The organism is Pseudomonas sp. P129, from assembly GCF_020312195.1.
GTDB lineage: Bacteria > Pseudomonadota > Gammaproteobacteria > Pseudomonadales > Pseudomonadaceae > Aquipseudomonas > Aquipseudomonas fragariae.
The window spans coordinates 262284-281968 of the sequence record NZ_JAGPYS010000006.1 but is presented as its reverse complement, the minus strand read 5'-3'; the positions used below and the strand labels follow the sequence as shown (position 1 = coordinate 281968).

The 19685-nt window shown below is 61.0% G+C and carries 16 protein-coding genes; 14 read left to right on the top strand and 2 right to left on the bottom strand.

Features of this window, described 5'->3' with window-relative positions:
* Positions 1-263: 263 nt before the first annotated feature.
* From KBY02_RS16770 to KBY02_RS16710, 13 genes are all read left to right on the top strand, one after another.
* Positions 264-1886, top strand: coding sequence for a methyl-accepting chemotaxis protein (locus KBY02_RS16770; RefSeq protein ID WP_003409235.1), 1623 nt, complete (start codon positions 264-266; stop codon positions 1884-1886).
* A gap of 7 nt (positions 1887-1893) precedes the next feature.
* The gene (locus KBY02_RS16765) at positions 1894-2430 is read left to right on the top strand and encodes a chemotaxis protein CheW (protein ID WP_024661009.1); all 537 of its coding nucleotides are present in this window, start codon (positions 1894-1896) and stop codon (positions 2428-2430) included.
* A complete protein-coding gene (locus tag KBY02_RS16760; RefSeq protein ID WP_225650625.1) occupies positions 2427-3707 on the top strand; it encodes a CheR family methyltransferase in 1281 nt (426 codons plus the stop codon). The genes KBY02_RS16765 and KBY02_RS16760 overlap by 4 nt, the downstream gene beginning before the upstream one ends.
* A complete protein-coding gene (locus tag KBY02_RS16755) occupies positions 3707-4396 on the top strand; it encodes a chemotaxis protein CheW (RefSeq protein ID WP_004406331.1) in 690 nt (229 codons plus the stop codon). The genes KBY02_RS16760 and KBY02_RS16755 overlap by 1 nt, the downstream gene beginning before the upstream one ends.
* Positions 4393-6780, top strand: a complete 2388-nt coding sequence (locus KBY02_RS16750) for a hybrid sensor histidine kinase/response regulator (protein ID WP_225650624.1) — start codon at positions 4393-4395, stop codon at positions 6778-6780. Before KBY02_RS16755 ends, KBY02_RS16750 begins: the two co-directional genes overlap by 4 nt.
* Positions 6777-7787: a chemotaxis response regulator protein-glutamate methylesterase gene (locus tag KBY02_RS16745; RefSeq protein WP_011266950.1), complete on the top strand. Its 1011-nt coding sequence runs from the start codon at positions 6777-6779 to the stop codon at positions 7785-7787. The genes KBY02_RS16750 and KBY02_RS16745 overlap by 4 nt, the downstream gene beginning before the upstream one ends.
* Before the next feature lie 45 nt (positions 7788-7832).
* On the top strand, positions 7833-8837 hold the full coding sequence (locus tag KBY02_RS16740; protein ID WP_004406328.1) for a response regulator: 1005 nt from the start codon (positions 7833-7835) through the stop codon (positions 8835-8837).
* A 117-nt stretch (positions 8838-8954) separates the two neighbouring features.
* Positions 8955-10050, top strand: a protein-coding gene (gene prfB / locus KBY02_RS16735; RefSeq protein ID WP_096102164.1) for a peptide chain release factor 2 whose coding sequence is annotated in 2 segments (ribosomal slippage) — positions 8955-9026 and positions 9028-10050 — 1095 coding nt in all. Because the reading frame shifts where the segments join, the coding sequence is not laid out codon by codon here.
* Positions 10051-10119: 69 nt separating this feature from the next.
* A complete protein-coding gene (lysS, locus tag KBY02_RS16730) occupies positions 10120-11622 on the top strand; it encodes a lysine--tRNA ligase (RefSeq protein ID WP_024639883.1) in 1503 nt (500 codons plus the stop codon).
* 91 nt (positions 11623-11713) lie between these two features.
* Complete coding sequence (locus KBY02_RS16725) at positions 11714-12439, top strand: TetR/AcrR family transcriptional regulator (protein WP_032607412.1); 726 nt, start codon at positions 11714-11716, stop codon at positions 12437-12439.
* Between the two features lie 134 nt (positions 12440-12573).
* Positions 12574-13851 carry a flavohemoglobin expression-modulating QEGLA motif protein gene (locus KBY02_RS16720; RefSeq protein WP_003339622.1) on the top strand — a complete coding sequence of 426 codons (1278 nt, stop codon included), beginning with the start codon at positions 12574-12576 and terminating at the stop codon, positions 13849-13851.
* Positions 13852-14054: 203 nt separating this feature from the next.
* Entirely contained in the window at positions 14055-14951 is an 897-nt protein-coding gene (locus KBY02_RS16715; RefSeq protein ID WP_058398418.1) for an alpha/beta hydrolase, read from the top strand.
* Positions 14948-15268, top strand: a complete 321-nt coding sequence (locus tag KBY02_RS16710) for a hypothetical protein (RefSeq protein WP_024641454.1) — start codon at positions 14948-14950, stop codon at positions 15266-15268. Before KBY02_RS16715 ends, KBY02_RS16710 begins: the two co-directional genes overlap by 4 nt.
* 79 nt (positions 15269-15347) lie before the next feature.
* Here the strand turns inward: KBY02_RS16710 and KBY02_RS16705 are convergent, their stop codons facing one another.
* Positions 15348-16130 (bottom strand): OmpA family protein, encoded by a 783-nt coding sequence (locus tag KBY02_RS16705; protein ID WP_011266956.1) that lies wholly within the window; start codon positions 16128-16130, stop codon positions 15348-15350.
* A 59-nt stretch (positions 16131-16189) separates the two neighbouring features.
* Positions 16190-16603, bottom strand: a complete 414-nt coding sequence (locus KBY02_RS16700) for a DUF4398 domain-containing protein (RefSeq protein ID WP_003409265.1) — start codon at positions 16601-16603, stop codon at positions 16190-16192.
* A 380-nt stretch (positions 16604-16983) separates the two neighbouring features.
* Here KBY02_RS16700 and ppc point away from each other — a divergent pair, with 380 nt between their 5' ends.
* Positions 16984-19620, top strand: a complete 2637-nt coding sequence (gene ppc / locus KBY02_RS16695) for a phosphoenolpyruvate carboxylase (protein ID WP_096135109.1) — start codon at positions 16984-16986, stop codon at positions 19618-19620.
* The last annotated feature ends 65 nt before the right edge of the window (positions 19621-19685 follow it).

The following is a 19685-nucleotide window of genomic DNA, read 5'->3' as shown; positions in this document are numbered from 1 at the left end:
GCTTACGGCCGCGACTTGCCGTGCAAGTGCTAACTATCTATGTACTCCCGCTGTTTCTGAAGACCGTTGCTCAAGTAGTGGTGGCGATGGCCGACAAGACATGAAGCGGGACGAAAGAGTGGCGATCGATAGCGGCCGTGACTTCGTTCTGTATTACCCATGTAACGTTTTACGGCTGGGCTATACTCACGCCGTTTGGGCCGTCCGTCGGTCCGCTTCTTGAACACGGCCCGACGCCGTCGTTGAACTCTTGAGGGCTGACTGTGAAGAACTGGACCTTGCGCCAACGGATTCTGGCGAGTTTCGCCGTCATCATCGCAATCATGCTACTGATGGTCGTTGTATCTTATTCACGGTTGTTGTCCATCGAGTCCAGCGAGGAAGATGTGCGTCTCGATGCGTTGCCCGGCGTCTACTACAGCACCCTGGTGCGCAGTGCCTGGGGCGAGAGTTACATCCGCACGCTGGAGCTGATTGCCGAAGGGCAGGGGCGGCCGCTGACCAAGCAGGAAAAGGATCAGTTCAAGGGGTTTGAAGACGCCCTTCAGTCGCAGATGGACGGCTACAAGAAATCCATCTTCGATGACACGGACAGGGCCAGCTTCGCGGTGTTCGAAAAGCGCCGCGAGGTCTATTCGCGCATGCTTGCCGACGTTCACGCCAAGTACGAACGCGGTGATTATGCGGGCGCTCGCGATGAGTTTTACAACGAGCTCAATCCGGTCTGGAGCGAGGGCCGTCTGCAGCTCAGAGACCTGATCGTTGCCAACAAGCAACTGGCTGACCAGTCCACCACCAATATCGTCAACGCTGTGCTGGGTGCCAAGATCAGCATGGTGCTCTCTCTGCTGATCGCGGTCATGGCGGCGGCGGCCTGCGGGCTGCTGCTGATGCGCTCGATCACCTCTCCGATGCAGATGATCGTGAGTATTCTGGACGTCATGCGCAAGGGCGATCTGAGTACCCGGCTGAACCTGTCGCGCAAGGACGAGTTCAATGCGGTCGAGACCGGCTTCAACGACATGGTCTCCGAGCTCACCGCGCTGGTAGCGCAGGCGCAGCGCTCTTCGGTACAGGTCACGACCTCGGTCACCGAGATCGCTGCAACGTCCCGCCAGCAGCAGGCTACCGCCACCGAGACCGCGGCAACCACCACCGAGATCGGCGCGACGTCGCGGGAAATCGCCGCCACTTCGCGGGACCTGGTGCGGACCATGACCGAAGTCACTTCGGCGGCAGACCAGGCTTCGGTGCTCGCCGGTTCCGGCCAGCAGGGCCTGGCACGCATGGAAGACACCATGCATCAGGTGATGGGCGCTGCCAATCTGGTCAACGCCAAGCTGGCGATCCTCAACGAGAAGGCCGGCAACATCAATCAGGTCGTCGTCACCATCGTCAAGGTCGCCGACCAGACCAACCTGCTGTCGCTCAATGCCGCCATCGAGGCCGAAAAGGCCGGTGAATACGGTCGCGGGTTTGCAGTGGTGGCCACCGAGGTGCGTCGCCTGGCCGACCAGACTGCCGTCGCCACGTATGACATCGAGCAGATGGTGCGGGAAATCCAGTCGGCGGTGTCTGCTGGCGTGATGGGTATGGACAAGTTTTCCGAAGAGGTGCGCCGCGGCATGTTCGAGGTCACTCAGGTCGGCGAGCAATTGTCGCAGATCATCCATCAGGTTCAGGCGTTGGCACCCCGTGTGCTGATGGTCAACGAAGGCATGCAGGCTCAGGCCACCGGCGCCGAACAGATCAACCAGGCGCTGGTGCAACTGGCGGATGCCAGCAGCCAGACCGTCGAATCACTGCGTCAAGCCAGTTTCGCCATCGACGAGTTGAGTCAGGTCGCGGTCGGGCTGCGCAGTGGCGTTTCGCGTTTCAAGGTCTGAACGATCAATGAGCGATCACTCGCCGAGGCGCAATGGCCCGCCACTGACCGCCAGCAAACTCTTTCTGCTGTTTTGCATCGGCGAAGACCGCTATGCGCTGGACGCGACCGAGATCGCCGAAATCCTGCCGCTTGTGAAGCTCAAGACTATTGCCCGGGCACCTCACTGGGTGGCGGGAATCTTCGCCCATCGTGGCGAGATCGTTCCGGTGATCGACATCAGTGCGCTGAATTCCGGGCAGCCGGCGCGCTCGCGTACCAGTACGCGCATGGTGCTGGTGCATTATCGCTACGACGACGCGCACCCGGCGCAGTTGCTCGGACTGATTCTGGAACAGGCGACCGAGACGCTGCGCTGCCCTGTTGCGCAGTTCAAGGCCTATGGGCTGGACAATCGCCTGTCGCCTTATCTGGGGCCGGTGCGTGAGGATGAGCAGGGCCTGTTGCAGTGGATTCATGTTCACGAGCTGTTGAGCGAGCCGGTGCGCGAGTTGTTGTACCCGGTGCCGCCGATTGACCTCGAACTGCTCGAGGACGCGCAATGAAGGTGGATGATTCGCGCTTCTTCAGCTTTCTCAAGGAGCGTATCGGCCTGGATGTGACGTCCGTCGGCGAAGCGATCATCGAGCGCGCCTTGCGTCAGCGCGCAACGGCCGCCCACTGCGCTGACAGCGATGCCTACTGGCATCTTCTGGTCTCGTCGGCGCAGGAGCAGCAGGCGCTGATCGAAGCGGTGATCGTTCCCGAGACCTGGTTCTTTCGTTATCCCGAATCGTTTGTCACCCTGGGCATGCTGGCCCGTGAGCGTATCGCCAGCCTTGCCGGTGCGCGCCCCTTGCGCATACTCAGCCTGCCGTGCTCGACCGGTGAGGAGCCATATTCCATCGCCATGGCGCTATTCGACGCCGGGGTCGATGCCAGGCAATTCAAGGTCGATGCCATCGATATCAGCCCTGTTTCGATTGCCAAGGCCGAGCACGGTATTTACGGCAAAAACTCGTTTCGTGGCAGCGACATCAGTTATCGCGAGCGGTATTTCAATCCGATCGCTGACGGCTTTGAAATCGCTGACAGTGTTCGCGCCTGTGTGAGTTTTCAGCCGGGCAACCTGCTCGACCCCAAACTCGTTTCGCAAGCGGCCTATGACATCGTCTTCTGCCGCAATCTGGTGATCTATTTCGATCGGCAGACCCAGCAACATGTGTTCAAGGTGCTCAAACAACTGACCCGTGAAGACGGCCTGCTGTTTATCGGCCCGGCGGAGGGCAACCTGCTGGCCGCTATCGGCATGCGCTCGACGGGGATCGCCCAGTCGTTCGCCTTCCGGCACGCACCTGTCGATGCGGCGGTGCCAGCTCCGACGCCTCGGCAGGTCCCTGCACCCGTTGCGTCCCGTCCGGTCGTCGATGCCCCTGCCAGAGTTGTCGCGCCACGGCCTGCGCCGCGCCCCTCTGCGACATTCGCGCCCATTGCAAAACCCGTCGCTGCGGCGGGTAACACCGAGGTATCGGCAGTGCTCGACAGGATTGCGGGGCTGGCCAACGAAGGCAAAAGTGCCGAGGCGCGGGCTGAATGCGAGCGTTACCTGCAGCAGCATGAGCCGGTCGCGCAAGTGTTTTACTGGCTGGGTCTGCTCAGCGAAGTGGAGGGCCGTGTGCCACAGGCGCAGGGCTTCTATCGCAAGGCGCTGTATCTGCAACCGCAGCACTCAGAATCGCTGGCCCAACTGGCGGCATTGCTGGCTGCGCAGGGTGACACTGCCGGCGCGCGCCGCTTGCAGGACCGCGCTGCGCGTGGCGCGAATAAACAAGGAAACCACTGATGGCGGGCGTGTCCGGTTTTTCCAGTCTGACCCATGATCAGGCCCTGGATATCGATGATTGCTGGAACCGCATCGGCATTCATGGCGATCGCTCCTGCCCGTTGCTTGCAGAGCACATCCACTGCCGCAACTGCGCGGTTTATTCGGCCGCCGCCACCCGTCTGCTGGACCGCTATTCGCTGGCCCAGGAGTCGCCCGAGCATTTTCAGGGCTCGGTGTTGCTGCGCGACCTCGAGACCCGCTCGATTCTGGTATTTCGTCTTGGCGAAGAGTGGCTGGGGCTGGCGTCGCGCTGCCTCTCGGAAGTCGCCCCCAGCCAGACCATCCATTCACTGCCACACCAGCGCTCGCGTGCGTTGCTGGGTGTCGCCAATGTACGCGGCGCTCTTGTAGCGTGCATCTCACTGGTCGAGCTGCTCGGGTTGGACAGTACCGCGGTGAGTAACCCGTCGACGCGGGTGGTACCGCGCATGCTGATCGTGAGTGTCGAAGGCGGCCCGGTGGTGGTGCCGGTCGACGAGGTGGACGGCATTCATGCCATCGACGAGCGGGAGCTGGAAGCCGCTTCGGCATCCGGCACGCACGCCAATGCCCGTTTCACCCGTGGCGTCCTGCAATGGAAGGGCCGCAGCCTGCGCTGGCTGGATGAAGATGAGTTGTTGTCGGCGGTGTATCGGAGCCTCACATGACGCCAGATCAAATGCGTGACGCCTCGCTGTTCGAACTGTTCACGCTGGAAGCCGACGCGCAGACCCAGGTATTGAGTGCCGGCCTGCTGGCACTCGAACGTAACCCGACCCAGGCGGATCAGCTGGAAGCCTGCATGCGTGCCGCTCATTCGCTCAAGGGCGCAGCGCGGATTGTCGGCGTCGATTTCGGTGTGAGCGTCGCGCATGTGATGGAAGATTGTCTGGTCAGCGCGCAGGAAGGGCGTCTGCTGCTTCAGGCCGAGCATATCGATGCGCTGCTGTCGGGGACCGACCTGTTGATGCGTATCGCCACGCCTGGCGGCGACAGCGTTGGTCAGCCTGATATCGACAGTTATGTCGAAAGGCTCAATACGTTGCTGGCTTCCGGTGCTGGCGCGGCGCGAACGGTCAGTACGCCACTGCCGGACCCGGCCTCGGACGCTTTACTCGCCAGCGCGATGCTGCAGTTCGAGACGCCCAGCGCGGCAGTTGTGCCGGAGTCTGTGCCCGAGCCCGAGCCCGAGCCCGAGCCCTTGGCCGCAGACTTGCCTGCGTCGGCCAATCCAGCCGCCATGCCGGCTGCGGAACCTGAAGCACCGTTCACGCCATTGCGTGAACGGCGTGTGGCCGAAGGTGGCGAGCGCGTGTTGCGAGTCACCGCCGAGCGCCTCAACGGGCTGCTGGACATGTCCAGCAAATCGCTGGTCGAGACTCAGCGACTCAAGCCGCTGCTGGCCGGTATGCAGCGGCTCAAGCGTCTGCAAAGCAGCAGTGATCGTGCGCTTGAAGTGCTGGGCGCCAGCTTCGGCGAGGAAGGTCCTTCGGCTGATGTGCAAAAAGCCCTGGAAGACGCGCGTAGCCTCTTGTCCCAGGCGCAGCAGGTGTTGGTCCGGCACACTGCCGAGCTGGATGAATTCGGCTGGCAGTCGGCGCAACGTGCGCAGCTGTTATACGACACGGCACTGGCCTGCCGGATGCGACCTTTCGCCGACGTGCTGAACGGCCAGGCGCGCATGGTTCGCGACCTGGGGCGTGAACTGGGCAAACAGGTCCGCTTGCAGATCGAAGGCGAGAAGACGCAGGTCGATCGCGATGTGCTGGAAAAGCTCGATGCGCCACTGACTCACCTGCTGCGCAACGCCGTGGACCACGGCATCGAATCGCCCGAGAAGCGCGTGGCGTCCGGCAAGGACCCTGAAGGTCTGATTCGTCTGCAGGCCTCGCATCAGGCCGGCTTGCTGGTCGTCGAGTTGAGCGATGACGGTGGCGGCGTGGACCTTGAACGTGTGCGCCAGAGCATCATCGACCGCAAGCTCTCGCCCGCCGAGACCGCTGCGCAGTTGAGCGAGGAGGAACTGCTGAGTTTTCTGTTCCTGCCGGGCTTCAGCATGCGCGACAAGGTCACGCAGATTTCCGGCCGTGGTGTCGGCCTTGATGCCGTGCAGCATATGGTTCGCCAGATGCACGGCAGCGTCGAGCTGCAGCAATGGGCGGGCGAGGGCAGTCGCTTCAGGATAGAAATGCCGCTGACGCTTTCAGTGGTACGCAGCCTGGTCGTGGAAGTGGGCGGTGAAGCCTATGCCTTTCCGCTGGCGCATATCGAGCGCATGCGCGACCTGCAGCCTGACGATATTCTGCAACTGGAAGGGCGTCAGCACTTCTGGGATGAAGAGCGGCATGTCGGTCTGGTTTCGGCCAGCCAGCTGTTGAACCGGCCACCCGCGCAGAAGGCCGGAGAAACGCTCAAGGTCGTGGTGATTCGCGAGCGCGATGCGGTTTATGGCGTGGCCGTCGAACGCTTCATCGGTGAGCGTACGCTGGTGGTGATGCCGCTCGATGCGCGCCTTGGCAAGGTCCAGGACGTGTCGGCAGGGGCCTTGCTCGACGACGGTTCAGTGGTATTGATCATCGATGTCGAAGATATGCTGCGCTCGGTGGAAAAACTCCTGAATACCGGCCGTCTGGAGCGCATCGACCGGCGCACTCGTCAGGCAGATCAGGTGTCACGCAAACGCGTGCTGGTCGTCGATGATTCTTTGACCGTCCGCGAGCTGGAACGCAAGCTGCTGGTCAGTCGCGGTTACGAAGTATCGGTGGCCGTGGACGGAATGGATGGCTGGAATGCCCTGCGCGCCGAGGACTTCGACCTGCTGATCACCGACATCGACATGCCGCGTATGGACGGTATCGAACTGGTGACCCTGTTGCGCCGCGATACCCGCTTGCAGTCCTTGCCGGTCATGGTCGTGTCCTACAAGGACCGCGAAGAGGACCGGCGTCGCGGCCTGGACGCCGGCGCCGATTATTACCTGGCCAAGGCCAGTTTCCACGATGATGCCTTGCTCGACGCTGTCGTCGAATTGATAGGAGACGCGCAAGGATGAAGATTGCCATCGTCAACGATATGCCCATGGCCATCGAAGCCCTGCGCCGTGCGCTGGCCTTCGAGCCGGCGCATCAGATCATCTGGGTGGCGTCTAATGGTGCCGACGCCGTGCAGCGTTGCGTCGAGCAGACCCCGGACCTGATCCTGATGGACCTGATCATGCCGGTGATGGATGGCGTGGAAGCCACGCGCCGGATCATGGCCGAAACACCCTGCGCCATCGTCATCGTGACCGTCGACCACGAGCAGAACATGCGCCGCGTGTTCGAAGCGATGGGGCACGGCGCGCTGGATGTGGTGGACACGCCGGCCATTGGTGGTCCCAATCCAAAAGAGGCGGCGGCGCCCCTGCTGCGCAAGATCCTCAATATCGACTGGCTGATCGGCCAGCGTGTCGGCCTCGAACGGGTCGCGGCTACACCGCGCGCCGCGCCGTCGAGACGTGATCGGCTCGTGGCGATCGGCTCCTCGGCAGGCGGGCCTGCCGCGCTGGAGATTCTGCTCAAGGCGCTTCCGGTGAGCTTCCCGGCGGCGATCGTCCTTGTGCAGCACGTCGATCAGGTCTTCGCCGCCGGTATGGCCGACTGGTTGAGTTCCGCCTCCGGCCTGCCGGTACGTCTGGCAAGGGAAGGCGAAACGCCACAGCCGGGTGTGGTGTTGCTGGCAGGCACCAATCATCATATCCGCTTGCTCAAGGACGGCACGCTGGCGTACACGGCGGAGCCGGTGAATGAAGTTTACAGGCCCTCGATTGATGTGTTTTTCGAGAGCGTAACCCGTTATTGGAGTGGCGAGGCGATCGGCGTTCTGCTGACCGGGATGGGGCGCGACGGTGCACAGGGACTCAAGGCCATGCGTGAACGGGGGTTTCTGACCATCGCTCAGGATCAGGCCAGTTCTGCTGTGTATGGCATGCCCAAGGCCGCCGCAGCCATCGATGCTGCCGTGGAAATCCGTCCGTTGCCCGCCATAGCACCTCGCTTGATCGAGGTATTTACTCAATGACTGCTCTGCTGAACCCAGCGGTAGTCGGCGATCAGGAGAAAGATCATGAATGACCTGCAAACGGATGAGCTCAAGACACCGGATGAAAACAGCGCAATGGTGCTTCTGGTGGATGATCAGGCCATGATTGGTGAAGCCGTACGGCGCGGCCTGGCCGGCCATGAGTCTATCGACTTTCATTTTTGTGCCGACCCGCATCAGGCGATTGCCCAGGCCGTGCAGATCAAGCCGACGGTGATTCTGCAGGACCTGGTGATGCCGGGCCTCGACGGGCTGACGCTGGTTCGCGAGTACCGCAGCAACCCGCTGACCCGCGATATCCCGATCATCGTGCTGTCCACCAAGGAAGACCCGCTGATCAAGAGCGCGGCGTTCACGGCCGGGGCCAACGACTATCTGGTCAAGCTGCCGGACAACATCGAGCTGGTGGCGCGCATTCGCTATCACTCGCGCTCGTACATGACCCTGCTGCAGCGCGATGAAGCCTACCGCGCGCTGCGCGTCAGCCAGCAGCAACTGCTCGACACCAATCTGGTGCTGCAGCGCCTGATGAATTCCGATGGCCTCACGGGGCTGTCGAATCGCCGCCATTTCGACGAGTATCTGGAACTGGAGTGGCGCCGGGCAATTCGCGAGCAGTCCCAGTTGTCGTTGCTGATGATCGATGTCGACTACTTCAAGCCCTACAACGATAATTTCGGGCATCTGGAGGGCGACGAGGCCCTGCGTCAGGTCGCCAAGGCCATTCGTAACAGTTGCAGTCGCCCGTCGGACTTGCCGGCTCGCTACGGCGGCGAGGAGTTCGCCATGGTCCTGCCCAACACCTCACCGGGCGGGGCGCGTCTGCTGGCTGAAAAACTGCGCCAGAGCGTTTCAGGCATGAATATTCCGCACATTGCGCCAGCGCCGGGCTCCAGCCTGACCGTGAGTATCGGTGTGGCGACCATGACGCCACAGCTCGGAATGCCCAGCCGTCAGCTGATTCTGGATGCCGACAAGGGGCTTTATCAGGCCAAGAACAACGGTCGCAATCAGGTCGCAGCGGGCTGACGCCGGCTGCGATCGGTAAAATAGGCCTCACAACGCCTGCCCGACGGGCTGCTTTCGTGGCCTTGCCTGGGGTATACTCGTCGGCTTTGAAAATTTCGCCTGCGAGTGCTGCCTACCATGGAAATCAACCCGATCCTAAACAGCATCAAGGATTTGTCCGAGCGCTCCGAAACCATTCGGGGGTATCTTTGACTACGATCACAAACATGATCGTCTGACCGAAGTCAACCGCGAGCTCGAAGATCCAAACGTCTGGAACAACCCGGCCTACGCTCAGGAACTGGGGCGCGAGCGCTCCCTGCTGGCGCAGATCGTCGAAACCCTGGACGAAATGTCCTCGGGTCTGGCCGATGCCAAAGACCTGTTGCTGATGTCTGCCGAAGAAGAAGACCAGGCTGCCGTCGATGACGTCGCTGCCGAAGTCGAGCGCCTGCGCGAATCGCTGGAAAAGCTCGAATTCCGCCGCATGTTCAGCGGCGACATGGACCCCAACAACGCCTACCTGGACATCCAGGCCGGCTCCGGCGGTACCGAAGCGCAGGACTGGGCGAACATCCTGCTGCGCATGTACCTGCGCTGGGCCGACAAGCGCGGTTTCGACGCCACCATCATGGAACTGTCCGCCGGTGAAGTCGCCGGTATCAAGGGCGCTACCGTGCACATCAAGGGCGAGTACGCCTTCGGCTGGCTGCGTACCGAGATCGGCGTTCACCGTCTGGTGCGCAAGAGCCCGTTCGACTCCGGCAACCGTCGCCACACCTCGTTCTCGGCCGTGTTCGTTTCGCCGGAAATCGATGACAACATCGAAATCGACATCAACCCGGCGGACCTGCGCATCGACACCTACCGCTCCTCCGGTGCCGGTGGTCAGCACGTAAACACCACTGACTCGGCGGTGCGTATCACCCACGTTCCGACCAATACCGTGGTCAGTTGCCAGAACGAGCGTTCCCAGCATGCGAACAAGGACACCGCCATGAAAATGCTGCGGGCCCGTTTGTATGAGCAGGAAGTGCAGAAGCGCAACGCGGCGTCCCAGGCGCTCGAAGACACCAAGTCCGATATCGGCTGGGGTCACCAGATTCGCTCCTACGTACTGGACGCCTCGCGTATCAAGGACCTGCGGACCAACATCGAACGCAGCGACTGCGACAAGGTGCTTGATGGCGATATCGACGAATACCTGATCGCGAGCCTCAAGCAAGGGCTGTAAACCGTCAGCCGACACCTCAAGTCCCTCGTCGCCAGGCGAGGGCGAACCTGTGATGGAATATTTAAAGACATGAGCGACCAACAACTCGACCCGCAAGCCCTGCAACAGGAAGAAAACACCCTGATCGCCTTGCGCAAGGAAAAGCTTGCTGCAGGCCGTGCCAAGGGTCAGGCCTTCCCCAATGACTTCCGCCGCGACAGCTACTGCAATGACCTGCAGAAACAGTACGTCGACAAGACCAAGGAAGAACTGGCAGAGGCAGCGATTCCGGTCAAGGTTGCCGGTCGCATCATGCTCAACCGTGGCTCGTTCATGGTGATCCAGGACATGACCGGGCGCATCCAGGTCTACGTCAACCGCAAGACCCTGCCCGAAGAAACCCTGGCCGAGGTGAAAACCTGGGACCTGGGCGACATCATCGCCGCCGAAGGTACCCTGGCACGCTCCGGCAAGGGCGACCTGTACGTCGAGATGACCAGCGTTCGCCTGCTGACCAAGTCCTTGCGTCCGCTGCCCGACAAGCACCACGGCCTGACCGACACCGAACAGCGTTACCGTCAGCGTTACGTCGACCTGATCGTCAACGAGGAAGTGCGTGAGACCTTCCGCGTGCGTTCGCAGGTCATCGCTCACATCCGCAGCTTCCTGATGAAGCGCGACTTTCTCGAAGTCGAAACACCGATGCTGCAGACCATTCCGGGCGGCGCGGCGGCCAAGCCGTTCGAAACCCACCACAACGCGCTGGACATGGAAATGTTCCTGCGTATCGCCCCGGAGCTGTACCTCAAGCGTCTGGTGGTCGGTGGTTTCGAGAAGGTCTTCGAGATCAATCGCAACTTCCGTAACGAAGGTGTTTCGACCCGGCACAACCCCGAGTTCACCATGCTCGAGTTCTACCAGGCCTACGCCGATTACGAAGACAACATGGACCTCACCGAGGAACTGTTCCGCGAACTGGCGCAACTGGTTCTGGGCAGCACCGATGTGCCTTATGGCGACAAGGTATTCCACTTCGGTGAACCGTTCGTGCGCCTGTCGGTGTTCGACTCGATCCTCAAGTACAACCCTGAGCTGACCGCTGCCGACCTGCAGGACATCGACAAGGCGCGCGCCATTGCGAAAAAGGCCGGTGCCAAGGTGCTGGGCTTCGAAGGCCTGGGCAAATTGCAGGTGATGATTTTCGAAGAGCTGGTCGAGCACAAGCTGGAACAGCCGCACTTCATCACCCAGTACCCGTTCGAAGTGTCGCCGCTGGCGCGTCGCAACGACGAAAACCCGAACGTCACCGACCGTTTCGAGCTGTTCATCGGTGGTCGCGAAATCGCCAATGCCTACTCCGAGCTCAACGACGCCGAAGATCAGGCCGAACGCTTCCAGGCTCAGGTGGCCGACAAGGATGCCGGTGACGACGAAGCCATGCACTACGACGCCGACTTCGTCCGTGCGCTGGAGTACGGCATGCCGCCGACGGCAGGCGAGGGGATCGGTATCGACCGGTTGGTGATGTTGCTCACCGACTCGCCGTCGATTCGCGACGTGATCCTCTTCCCGCACATGCGCCCGCAAGCGTAACCAGTGGAAAAACAGCCGCCTTCAATGGGCGGCTTTTTTTTAAGTGTTTTTCAGATCGACTCATTTCAGAGCGACTTATAAGGAAGCTGTCGTGACGATTGCCAGAGAAGGGGCCGCCGGAGTAGCCAGCGCGGTGGCCAAAAGTGTCAAGTATCAGGGCCGCAAGGCTGCGCGTGAGGGCAGTGAGCAACGCAGGCAGGTCATTCTCGATGCCGCCATGCGTATCGTGGTGCGTGACGGCGTACGCGCCGTGCGCCATCGCGCAGTAGCCGCCGAAGCCAGTGTGCCGCTGTCGGCAACCACCTATTACTTCAAGGACATCGATGATCTGTTGACCGATGCCTTCGCCCAGTATGTACAGCGCAGCGCTGATTATCTGGCGCGGCTGTGGCAAAACACCGAAGGTATTCTGCGCGAGATGATGAACCGCAGTTCCGGGAGTCCGACCGACCGTTTTCGTCTGGCGGACGACATTGCGCGTATGGTGATGGAGCATATCCGTCATCAGTTGCTGACCCGGCGTGACTATCTGATTGCCGAGCAGGCGTTCTACCATGAAGCACTGATCAACCCGCGCCTGACGCCATTGGTCATGGCCCATCAGGAAATTTTGCTGCAGGGCAGTTGTCAGTTCTTCCAGGTAATCGGTTCCCTGCATCCCTATCAGGATGCTCAGGTGTTGACGGGGCTTATCCGGCGCATTGAGTATCAAGGCCTGCTGCATGGGCCGCAGCGTCAGGCGGACGAAGAAATGCTCTGTATCCTGACACGGCAGATGCGTCTGGTCCTGGGCACCCCGCAGCCGCTTCGAGGGTGACTATACTGCTGCGCGGGTGTCGCGGATCGGCCATTCAGACGGCTTGACGATCCTGCCAGTTTCGATATTTACCAGCGATGGCGTGTTGTTCCGCGCCGCCAAGCAGTAGCGTGACAACCAGCCAAGGAGTACCGGTGGACGAGTATCAACAGACTATTCGTGCTTTATCGGATCGGATCGTCGTTGCACAGACGCCGATTCGCATTCTGGATGCAGTTAAATGGGATGAGAACGTCCGCAAGGAGTTTCTGGCCGCCAAGGGCAAGGCGCTGCCTGCCGTGGACCGCGCCTATTACGAAAACCGTCCGCTGGGTTTCGACTCTTCGGCCTTGAAGCAAGAGTTTCAGAACATCGAGCGGGACGTGACGCGTCAACTGGGTCAGTTCAACCCGGTCGGGCAGATCATGCGCCGCATGTGCCGTGAGTACCGCATGGTGGTGCGTATGCTTGAAGCGCGCGGCACGTCCGACTTCGGGCTGATTTCTCAGGAACTGTACGGCGCGGCATCCGATGCCTTTCATGCGGGTGATCCGACGCTGGCCGATCTTGGCTTGATGCTCTCTGATTACCTGAACAACATTGCCGGGCGCGGCGACCTGAAGGACGAGCCGAAAACGCTCACCGCCAAGGACGCCGTTTCGCTGCTGCAATCGCGTTTGAACCGCGTGTTCGGTGAGGCCGAGGAGACCATCCGGGTTTTCGAATCCGACGGGATCGTCGCCGATGCGGCTGCCGGTGCCGACTACATCAAGATCCGCACTGACGCGATGTTCAACGAGCGCGATGTACGCGCGCTCGAAGTTCACGAAGGGCTGGTGCACGTGGGCACCACACTGAACGGGCAAAACCAGCCGATCTGTACCTTCCTGTCCAAAGGCCCGCCATCCTCGACGGTGACGCAGGAAGGCCTGGCGATTCTCATGGAAGTCATCGCCTTTGCATCCTATCCCAGCCGCCTGCGCAAGCTGACCAATCGCACACGGGCCATTCACATGGCCGAGCAGGGTGCCGATTTTCTGCAGGTGTTCGAGTTTTACCAGGAGCAGGGCTTCGGCATGTCCGAGAGCTACGGCAATGCCAGTCGCGTTTTCCGCGGCTCGGTGCCCAACGGCCTGCCGTTCACCAAGGACCTGTCCTACCTGAAGGGCTTCATCATGGTCTACAACTACATTCAGCTCGCCGTGCGCAAGGGCAAGCTCGAACAAGTGCCGCTGCTGTTCTGCGGCAAGACCACCCTGGAAGACATGCGTACCCTGCGTCAACTGGTGGACGAAGGGCTGGTGGTTGCACCCAAGTACCTGCCCGAGCAGTTCCGTGACATGAACGCCTTGTCGGCCTGGATGTGCTTCTCCAACTTCCTCAACCACCTGAGCCTGGACCGCATCGAAGCGGACTACTCGAATATTTTGTAGGCAGCGATCTTCGCTGTACGCCAGCCTGTTTTTGACTCTGGCCGAAGGCCGTAGGAGCGAACTTGTTCGCGAAGGAGAGGTACATTCTCCGAAAGCTCATGATTATGCCTATCGGCCAATGCTCGCAGAACATGGGAACGAGAATCTGAGTCTCGCGCCAGCACGGCAGTGATGTGGCGCTGAAAACAACAAGGAACCCTCATTTGAAACTGCTCGGCATCTTCACCCTGGTCCTTGCGCTCACCGGCTGCAGTTCGATGTTGTTCTACCCCGAGCAAGGGGTTCCGTTCACGCCCGACAAGGCGCGCCTGCAGTATCAGGACGTGAACCTCACGGCTGCCGACGGTACGCGCCTGCACGGCTGGTGGTTGCCAGCGAAAGAAGGCGTGCCGGTCAAGGGTACGGTGCTGCATCTGCACGGCAACGGTGGCAACCTGTCCTGGCATCTTGGCGGCGTCTGGTGGCTGCCCGAGCAGGGTTATCAGGTGTTGATGCTGGATTACCGTGGCTATGGCGAGTCGCAGGGCGAGCCGAGCCTGCCGGCGGTCTATGAGGATGTTCAGGCCGCTTTCGACTGGTTGAACACTGCACCGCAGGTGCAAGGCAAACCGCTTGTGGTCCTGGGGCAAAGCATTGGCGGGGCGCTGGCGGTGCATTATCTTTCCGAACACCCGCAAGAGCGTTCGCGTCTCAAGGCGCTGGTGCTGGACAGTGTGCCGGCCAGCTACCGCAGCGTCGCGCGAAACTCGCTGAGCAAATCGTGGCTGACCTGGCCATTGAAAACGCCCTTGTCCTGGCTGATCCCGGAAGCCGACAGCGCGGTCAACGGCCTGCCACGACTGGCCGGCACACCGATGCTGATCTTTCACAGCATGGACGACACGCTGGTGCCGCTCGCCAACGGCATCGAGCTGTACAAGGCCGCGCCTCCGCCGCGCGTATTGCAATTGACCCGTGGTGAACACGTGCAGACGTTCGCAGACCCTCTCTGGCGTCAGGTGATGCTGCGCTATCTGGACGACCCGACGCATTTCAACGGTCTGCGTCGCCTTGCGGAAGTGCCCAATTACCCGACCCCCGCAACACTTCCAGCGCAATGAGCCGCGATCGTAACCTCAACGGCATGATCCTCAGCGCTGTTGGTGCGGTTATCGGCACAGTGGGCTGTCTGTGGTTTTACGGCTACCTGCACTTCGCCAAGCCAGAGGATGCACTGTTGCTCGGTGAATTCACCCTGCTCAAAACCGTGCCCGGCGAGGATTACAAGGTCGCTGCCACGCCAGCCGCCGAGGTCGCGCAGTGCGTTGATGGCGTACTGGTGTTGTTCGATACGTCGCGAAAAGGTCTGTCAGGCGTGTTGATCGATGATCACAGGCAGGCCGTGCGCTGCCTTGGCCAGCAAACGCCTCGGCCATAAGACACCGGTAAAAAACAGCGCCCATGAAAAAGCCCCGCCTGTATGCGCAGGCGGGGCTTCGGTGCAGCAGCTCAGTCGCTTATTTCATCGAAGAGCGTGGTGCAACGGGCTGGTTGTCGTTGGAGATAGTCACTTCCACACGACGGTTCATGGCGCGGCCCGAGTTGCTGGTGTTGTCAGCAACCGGGTATTCCTTGCCATAACCCATGGTCACAACGCGCGCTGGGTCTACACCCATGCGTACCAGAGCCATACGCACCGAGTTGGCGCGACGCTCGGACAGCGACTGGTTGTAGGAAGCCGAACCGGTGCTGTCGGTGTAGCCTTCGACAATCACTTTGCGATCAGGGTTTTCCTGCAGGAAGGCAGCCAGCTTGCCAATGTCGCCCTGGGCGGTTGGCTTCAGTTCGGCCTTGTTGTAGTCGAACAGCACGTCACCGAAGGTCACCAGCGTACCGCGTTCGGTCTGCTTGGCGTTCAGGCTGTTTTTCAGTGCAGCGATCTGCGCGTCACGTGCTTCCAGACGGGCCTTGGCGCGGTCGGCAGAAGCATTTTGCAGCGCTGCTTCAGAAGTGCGCAGGGCGATGGTCTGCTTGGCCAGCTCGACGCGCTGGTTGGTCAGATACGACAGTTGGTCGACTTTCTGCACGTCCTCATCGTTGCGGAAGGCCTGTTCTGCCTTGGTCAGCCATTCGCTGGCGTCCTTGGTTTCAAGGGCTGCGACTTGAGTGGCCTGAGGGTTGGTCTGCAGCGCGGTGAAGTTGCTGCGAGCCTGTTCCAGGTTAGGGTTCGGCTTGGTTGCACAGGCTGCCAGGGCAACGCTCATGGCCAGCAGAGCAGGGATCATCAATTGTTTACGCATAATAGGGTCGTCCTTTAATCAGTTACGAATTCATGAAAACAGAAGGGTGTACAGGACAATCACTGCACCTGACGCAGGCCTTCTTCACGGAGTTCGTTGACGCCTTGACGAGCGTCCTGCACGGCCTTGGCAGCTTTGGCGGCCTGAGATTTGCGTTCTGCTACGCGAGCGTCCCACTCGGCCTGTTCAGCCAGACGGCGTGCTTCATCGTATTTGTGATCCTGCATGGCCAGATCAGCAGCCTTGAGCTTGTCCTGAGCCGACTTCATTTCTACCGCCGCGAACTCGGTACCGCCAGCGCTGACAGCGCTGTTGACTGCCGATTGCGAAACCGCGTACTGCTCGGAGGGCGGGTTACCGGCACAGCCGGCCAGGATAAAGGTGCTACCGAGTGCCAGCGCAGCCAGCTTGAGACCGCGCAGGCCTTTGAATTTGGTTTTGGCAGTTAGGGTGTTCATGTTGATCAACTCCAATGTCTGACTCCAACGTGGTTATCCATGACAGTCGTTGCATCAAGTCCGGGCATCAGGTTCTACAACCGCCTACTGCCTTTCGGGCTTTCCTGTAATGGTTAATGGTTCCGACCTTCGCGGTTTTTGAATAGTTCAGATAAATATCTACTGACCGGTCAGGAATTTTCAGAGGCATTCAGACGAGTGCCAATATGTTGATCATCATATGAAGGCGCGTCGAACCCCGTTCAATAACCCTGATCGCGTTCAGGTTTTTGCTGAAGCATTTGTCCAACTGCAGACTTTTGGTGCACTGTTGGCATAGCGGATTCGAATTCACGTACGCCCGTGCTACCGAGCGGGTACGCAACTGAGCCCAGATAAAAAACGGGAGAGGAACGATGGCCGATATCGATGCGCGTCTGCGCGAAGACGTTCACCTGTTGGGTGAGCTGTTGGGGAATACGATTCGCGAGCAGCGAGGTGCGGAATTTCTCGACAAGATCGAGCGTATTCGCAAAGGTGCCAAAGCGGGCAGGCGCGGTTCCGCAGAAGGGGCCGAGCAACTCAGCTCCAGCGTCGACGGGCTGGGTGATGATGAGCTGCTGCCGGTGGCGCGTGCGTTCAACCAGTTTCTCAACCTGGCCAATATTGCCGAGCAATATCAGCTCATGCACCGCCGCGATGATAAACAGCCGCTGCCATTCGAGTCGCGAGTACTGCCCGAACTGCTTGATCGCCTCAAGGCCGAAGGCCACTCACCTGATGCCCTGGCACGCCAGCTCAGCAAGCTGGAAATCGACCTGGTGCTGACTGCGCACCCGACCGAAGTGGCACGTCGCACGCTGATTCAGAAATACGACGCCATCGCAGCGCAGCTGGCTGCACTTGATCATCGCGATCTCAATAGCATCGAGCGCACACAGATTACTTCGCGCCTGCAGCGGCTGATTGCCGAGGCCTGGCATACCGAAGAGATCCGGCGCATCCGACCCACCCCTGTCGATGAAGCCAAATGGGGTTTCGCGGTCATCGAACATTCCCTCTGGCACGCCATTCCAAACTACCTGCGCAAGGCAGACCATGCGCTGCATGCGGCCACCGGTCTGCATCTGCCCCTGGAAGCCGCGCCGATCCGTTTTGCCTCCTGGATGGGCGGCGACCGCGACGGCAACCCGAATGTCACCGCCGCTGTCACCCGCGAAGTGCTGTTGCTGGCGCGCTGGATGGCCGCTGACCTGTACCTGCGTGACGTGGACAATCTCGCCGCAGAACTGTCGATGCAGCAGGCTAGCGATGCTCTGCGTGCCAGCGTGGGTGACAGCGCCGAACCCTATCGGGCAGAACTCAAACGCCTGCGCGAGCGCTTGCGCGCGACGCGCAACTGGGCCAATGCCTCACTGAGCGAAACCCTGCCTGCGCCGGAAGCGGTGCTGCGAGACAACCGTGAACTGCTCGACCCGCTGCTGCTGTGCTTCCAGTCGCTGCACGAATGCGGCATGGGTGTCATCGCCGACGGCCCGCTTCTGGATTGCCTGCGTCGTGCGGTCACATTCGGCCTGTTCCTGGTGCGTCTGGATGTTCGCCAGGATTCCAGCCGTCACTGCGCAGCGATGACCGAAATCACCGATTATCTGGGGCTGGGTCGCTACGAAGAGTGGGACGAGCAGACCCGCATCGATTTTCTGTTGCGTGAATTGAATAACCGCAGGCCGCTGCTGCCGAGCTACTTCAAACCGGCCGCCGATACCGCAGAGGTTCTCGCAACCTGCCGCGAGGTGGCGGCCGCCCCGGCCGCGTCGCTGGGGTCCTATGTCATCTCGATGGCCGGCTCGGCTTCGGATGTGTTGGCCGTGCAACTGCTGCTCAAGGAATCCGGGCTGCAGCGGCCCATGCGCGTGGTGCCGTTGTTCGAGACCCTGGCCGACCTGGATAACGCCGGGCCGGTGATCGAGACGCTGCTCGGGCTGCCGGGCTATCGCTCGCGTCTGCACGGCCCGCAAGAGGTGATGATCGGCTATTCCGACTCGGCCAAGGATGCCGGCACCACTGCGGCGGCCTGGGCGCAGTACCGCGCCCAGGAAAGGCTGGTGGAGATCTGCCGCGAGCAGCAGGTCGAATTGCTGCTGTTCCACGGTCGCGGCGGTACAGTCGGTCGTGGCGGCGGTCCCGCGCACGCGGCGATTCTGTCGCAGCCGCCGGGTTCTGTGGCCGGGCGTTTCCGGACCACCGAGCAAGGGGAAATGATTCGTTTCAAATTCGGTCTGCCGGACATCGCCGAGCAGAACCTCAATCTGTATCTGGCTGCCGTGCTGGAAGCGACCGTGTTGCCACCGCCACCTCCGCAGCCTGCGTGGCGGACGATGATGGACCAGATGGCCGACGACGGGGTCAGTGCCTACCGAGCGGTGGTGCGCGAGAATCCCGAATTCGTCGAGTATTTCCGTCAGGCGACGCCCGAGCAGGAGCTGGGGCGCTTGCCACTTGGCAGTCGTCCGGCCAAGCGCCGCGAGGGCGGTGTAGAAAGTCTTCGTGCCATTCCGTGGATCTTCGCCTGGACGCAGACGCGTCTGATGCTGCCCGCCTGGCTGGGTTGGGAGGCTGCGCTGAGCAAGGCGCTGGAGCGCGGCGAAGGCGAGGTGCTGGCGCAGATGCGTGAGCAGTGGCCGTTCTTCAGAACGCGCATCGACATGCTGGAAATGGTCCTTGCCAAAGCCGATGCGGACATCGCCCGACTCTACGACGAACGTCTGGTCAGTGCTGAGCTGCAACATTTGGGTGCACATTTACGCGACCTATTGTCGCAGGCGTGCAATGTGGTTCTGGGGCTGACCGGGCAGACGCAACTGCTGGCCCACAGCCCTGAAACGCTGGAATTCATCAGTCTGCGCAACACTTACCTTGACCCGTTGCATTTGCTTCAGGCGGAGCTGCTGTCGCGCTCGCGTAATCGTGAAGCCAGTCTGGACAGTCCTCTGGAACTGGCGCTGCTGGTGTCTGTAGCGGGGATTGCTGCCGGTCTGCGCAACACGGGCTGATGGATCCGGCCAATGTCATCGTCGGGCCTTTTCGGTCCGGCGATAGCCAGCGCGGGTTTTCCAGG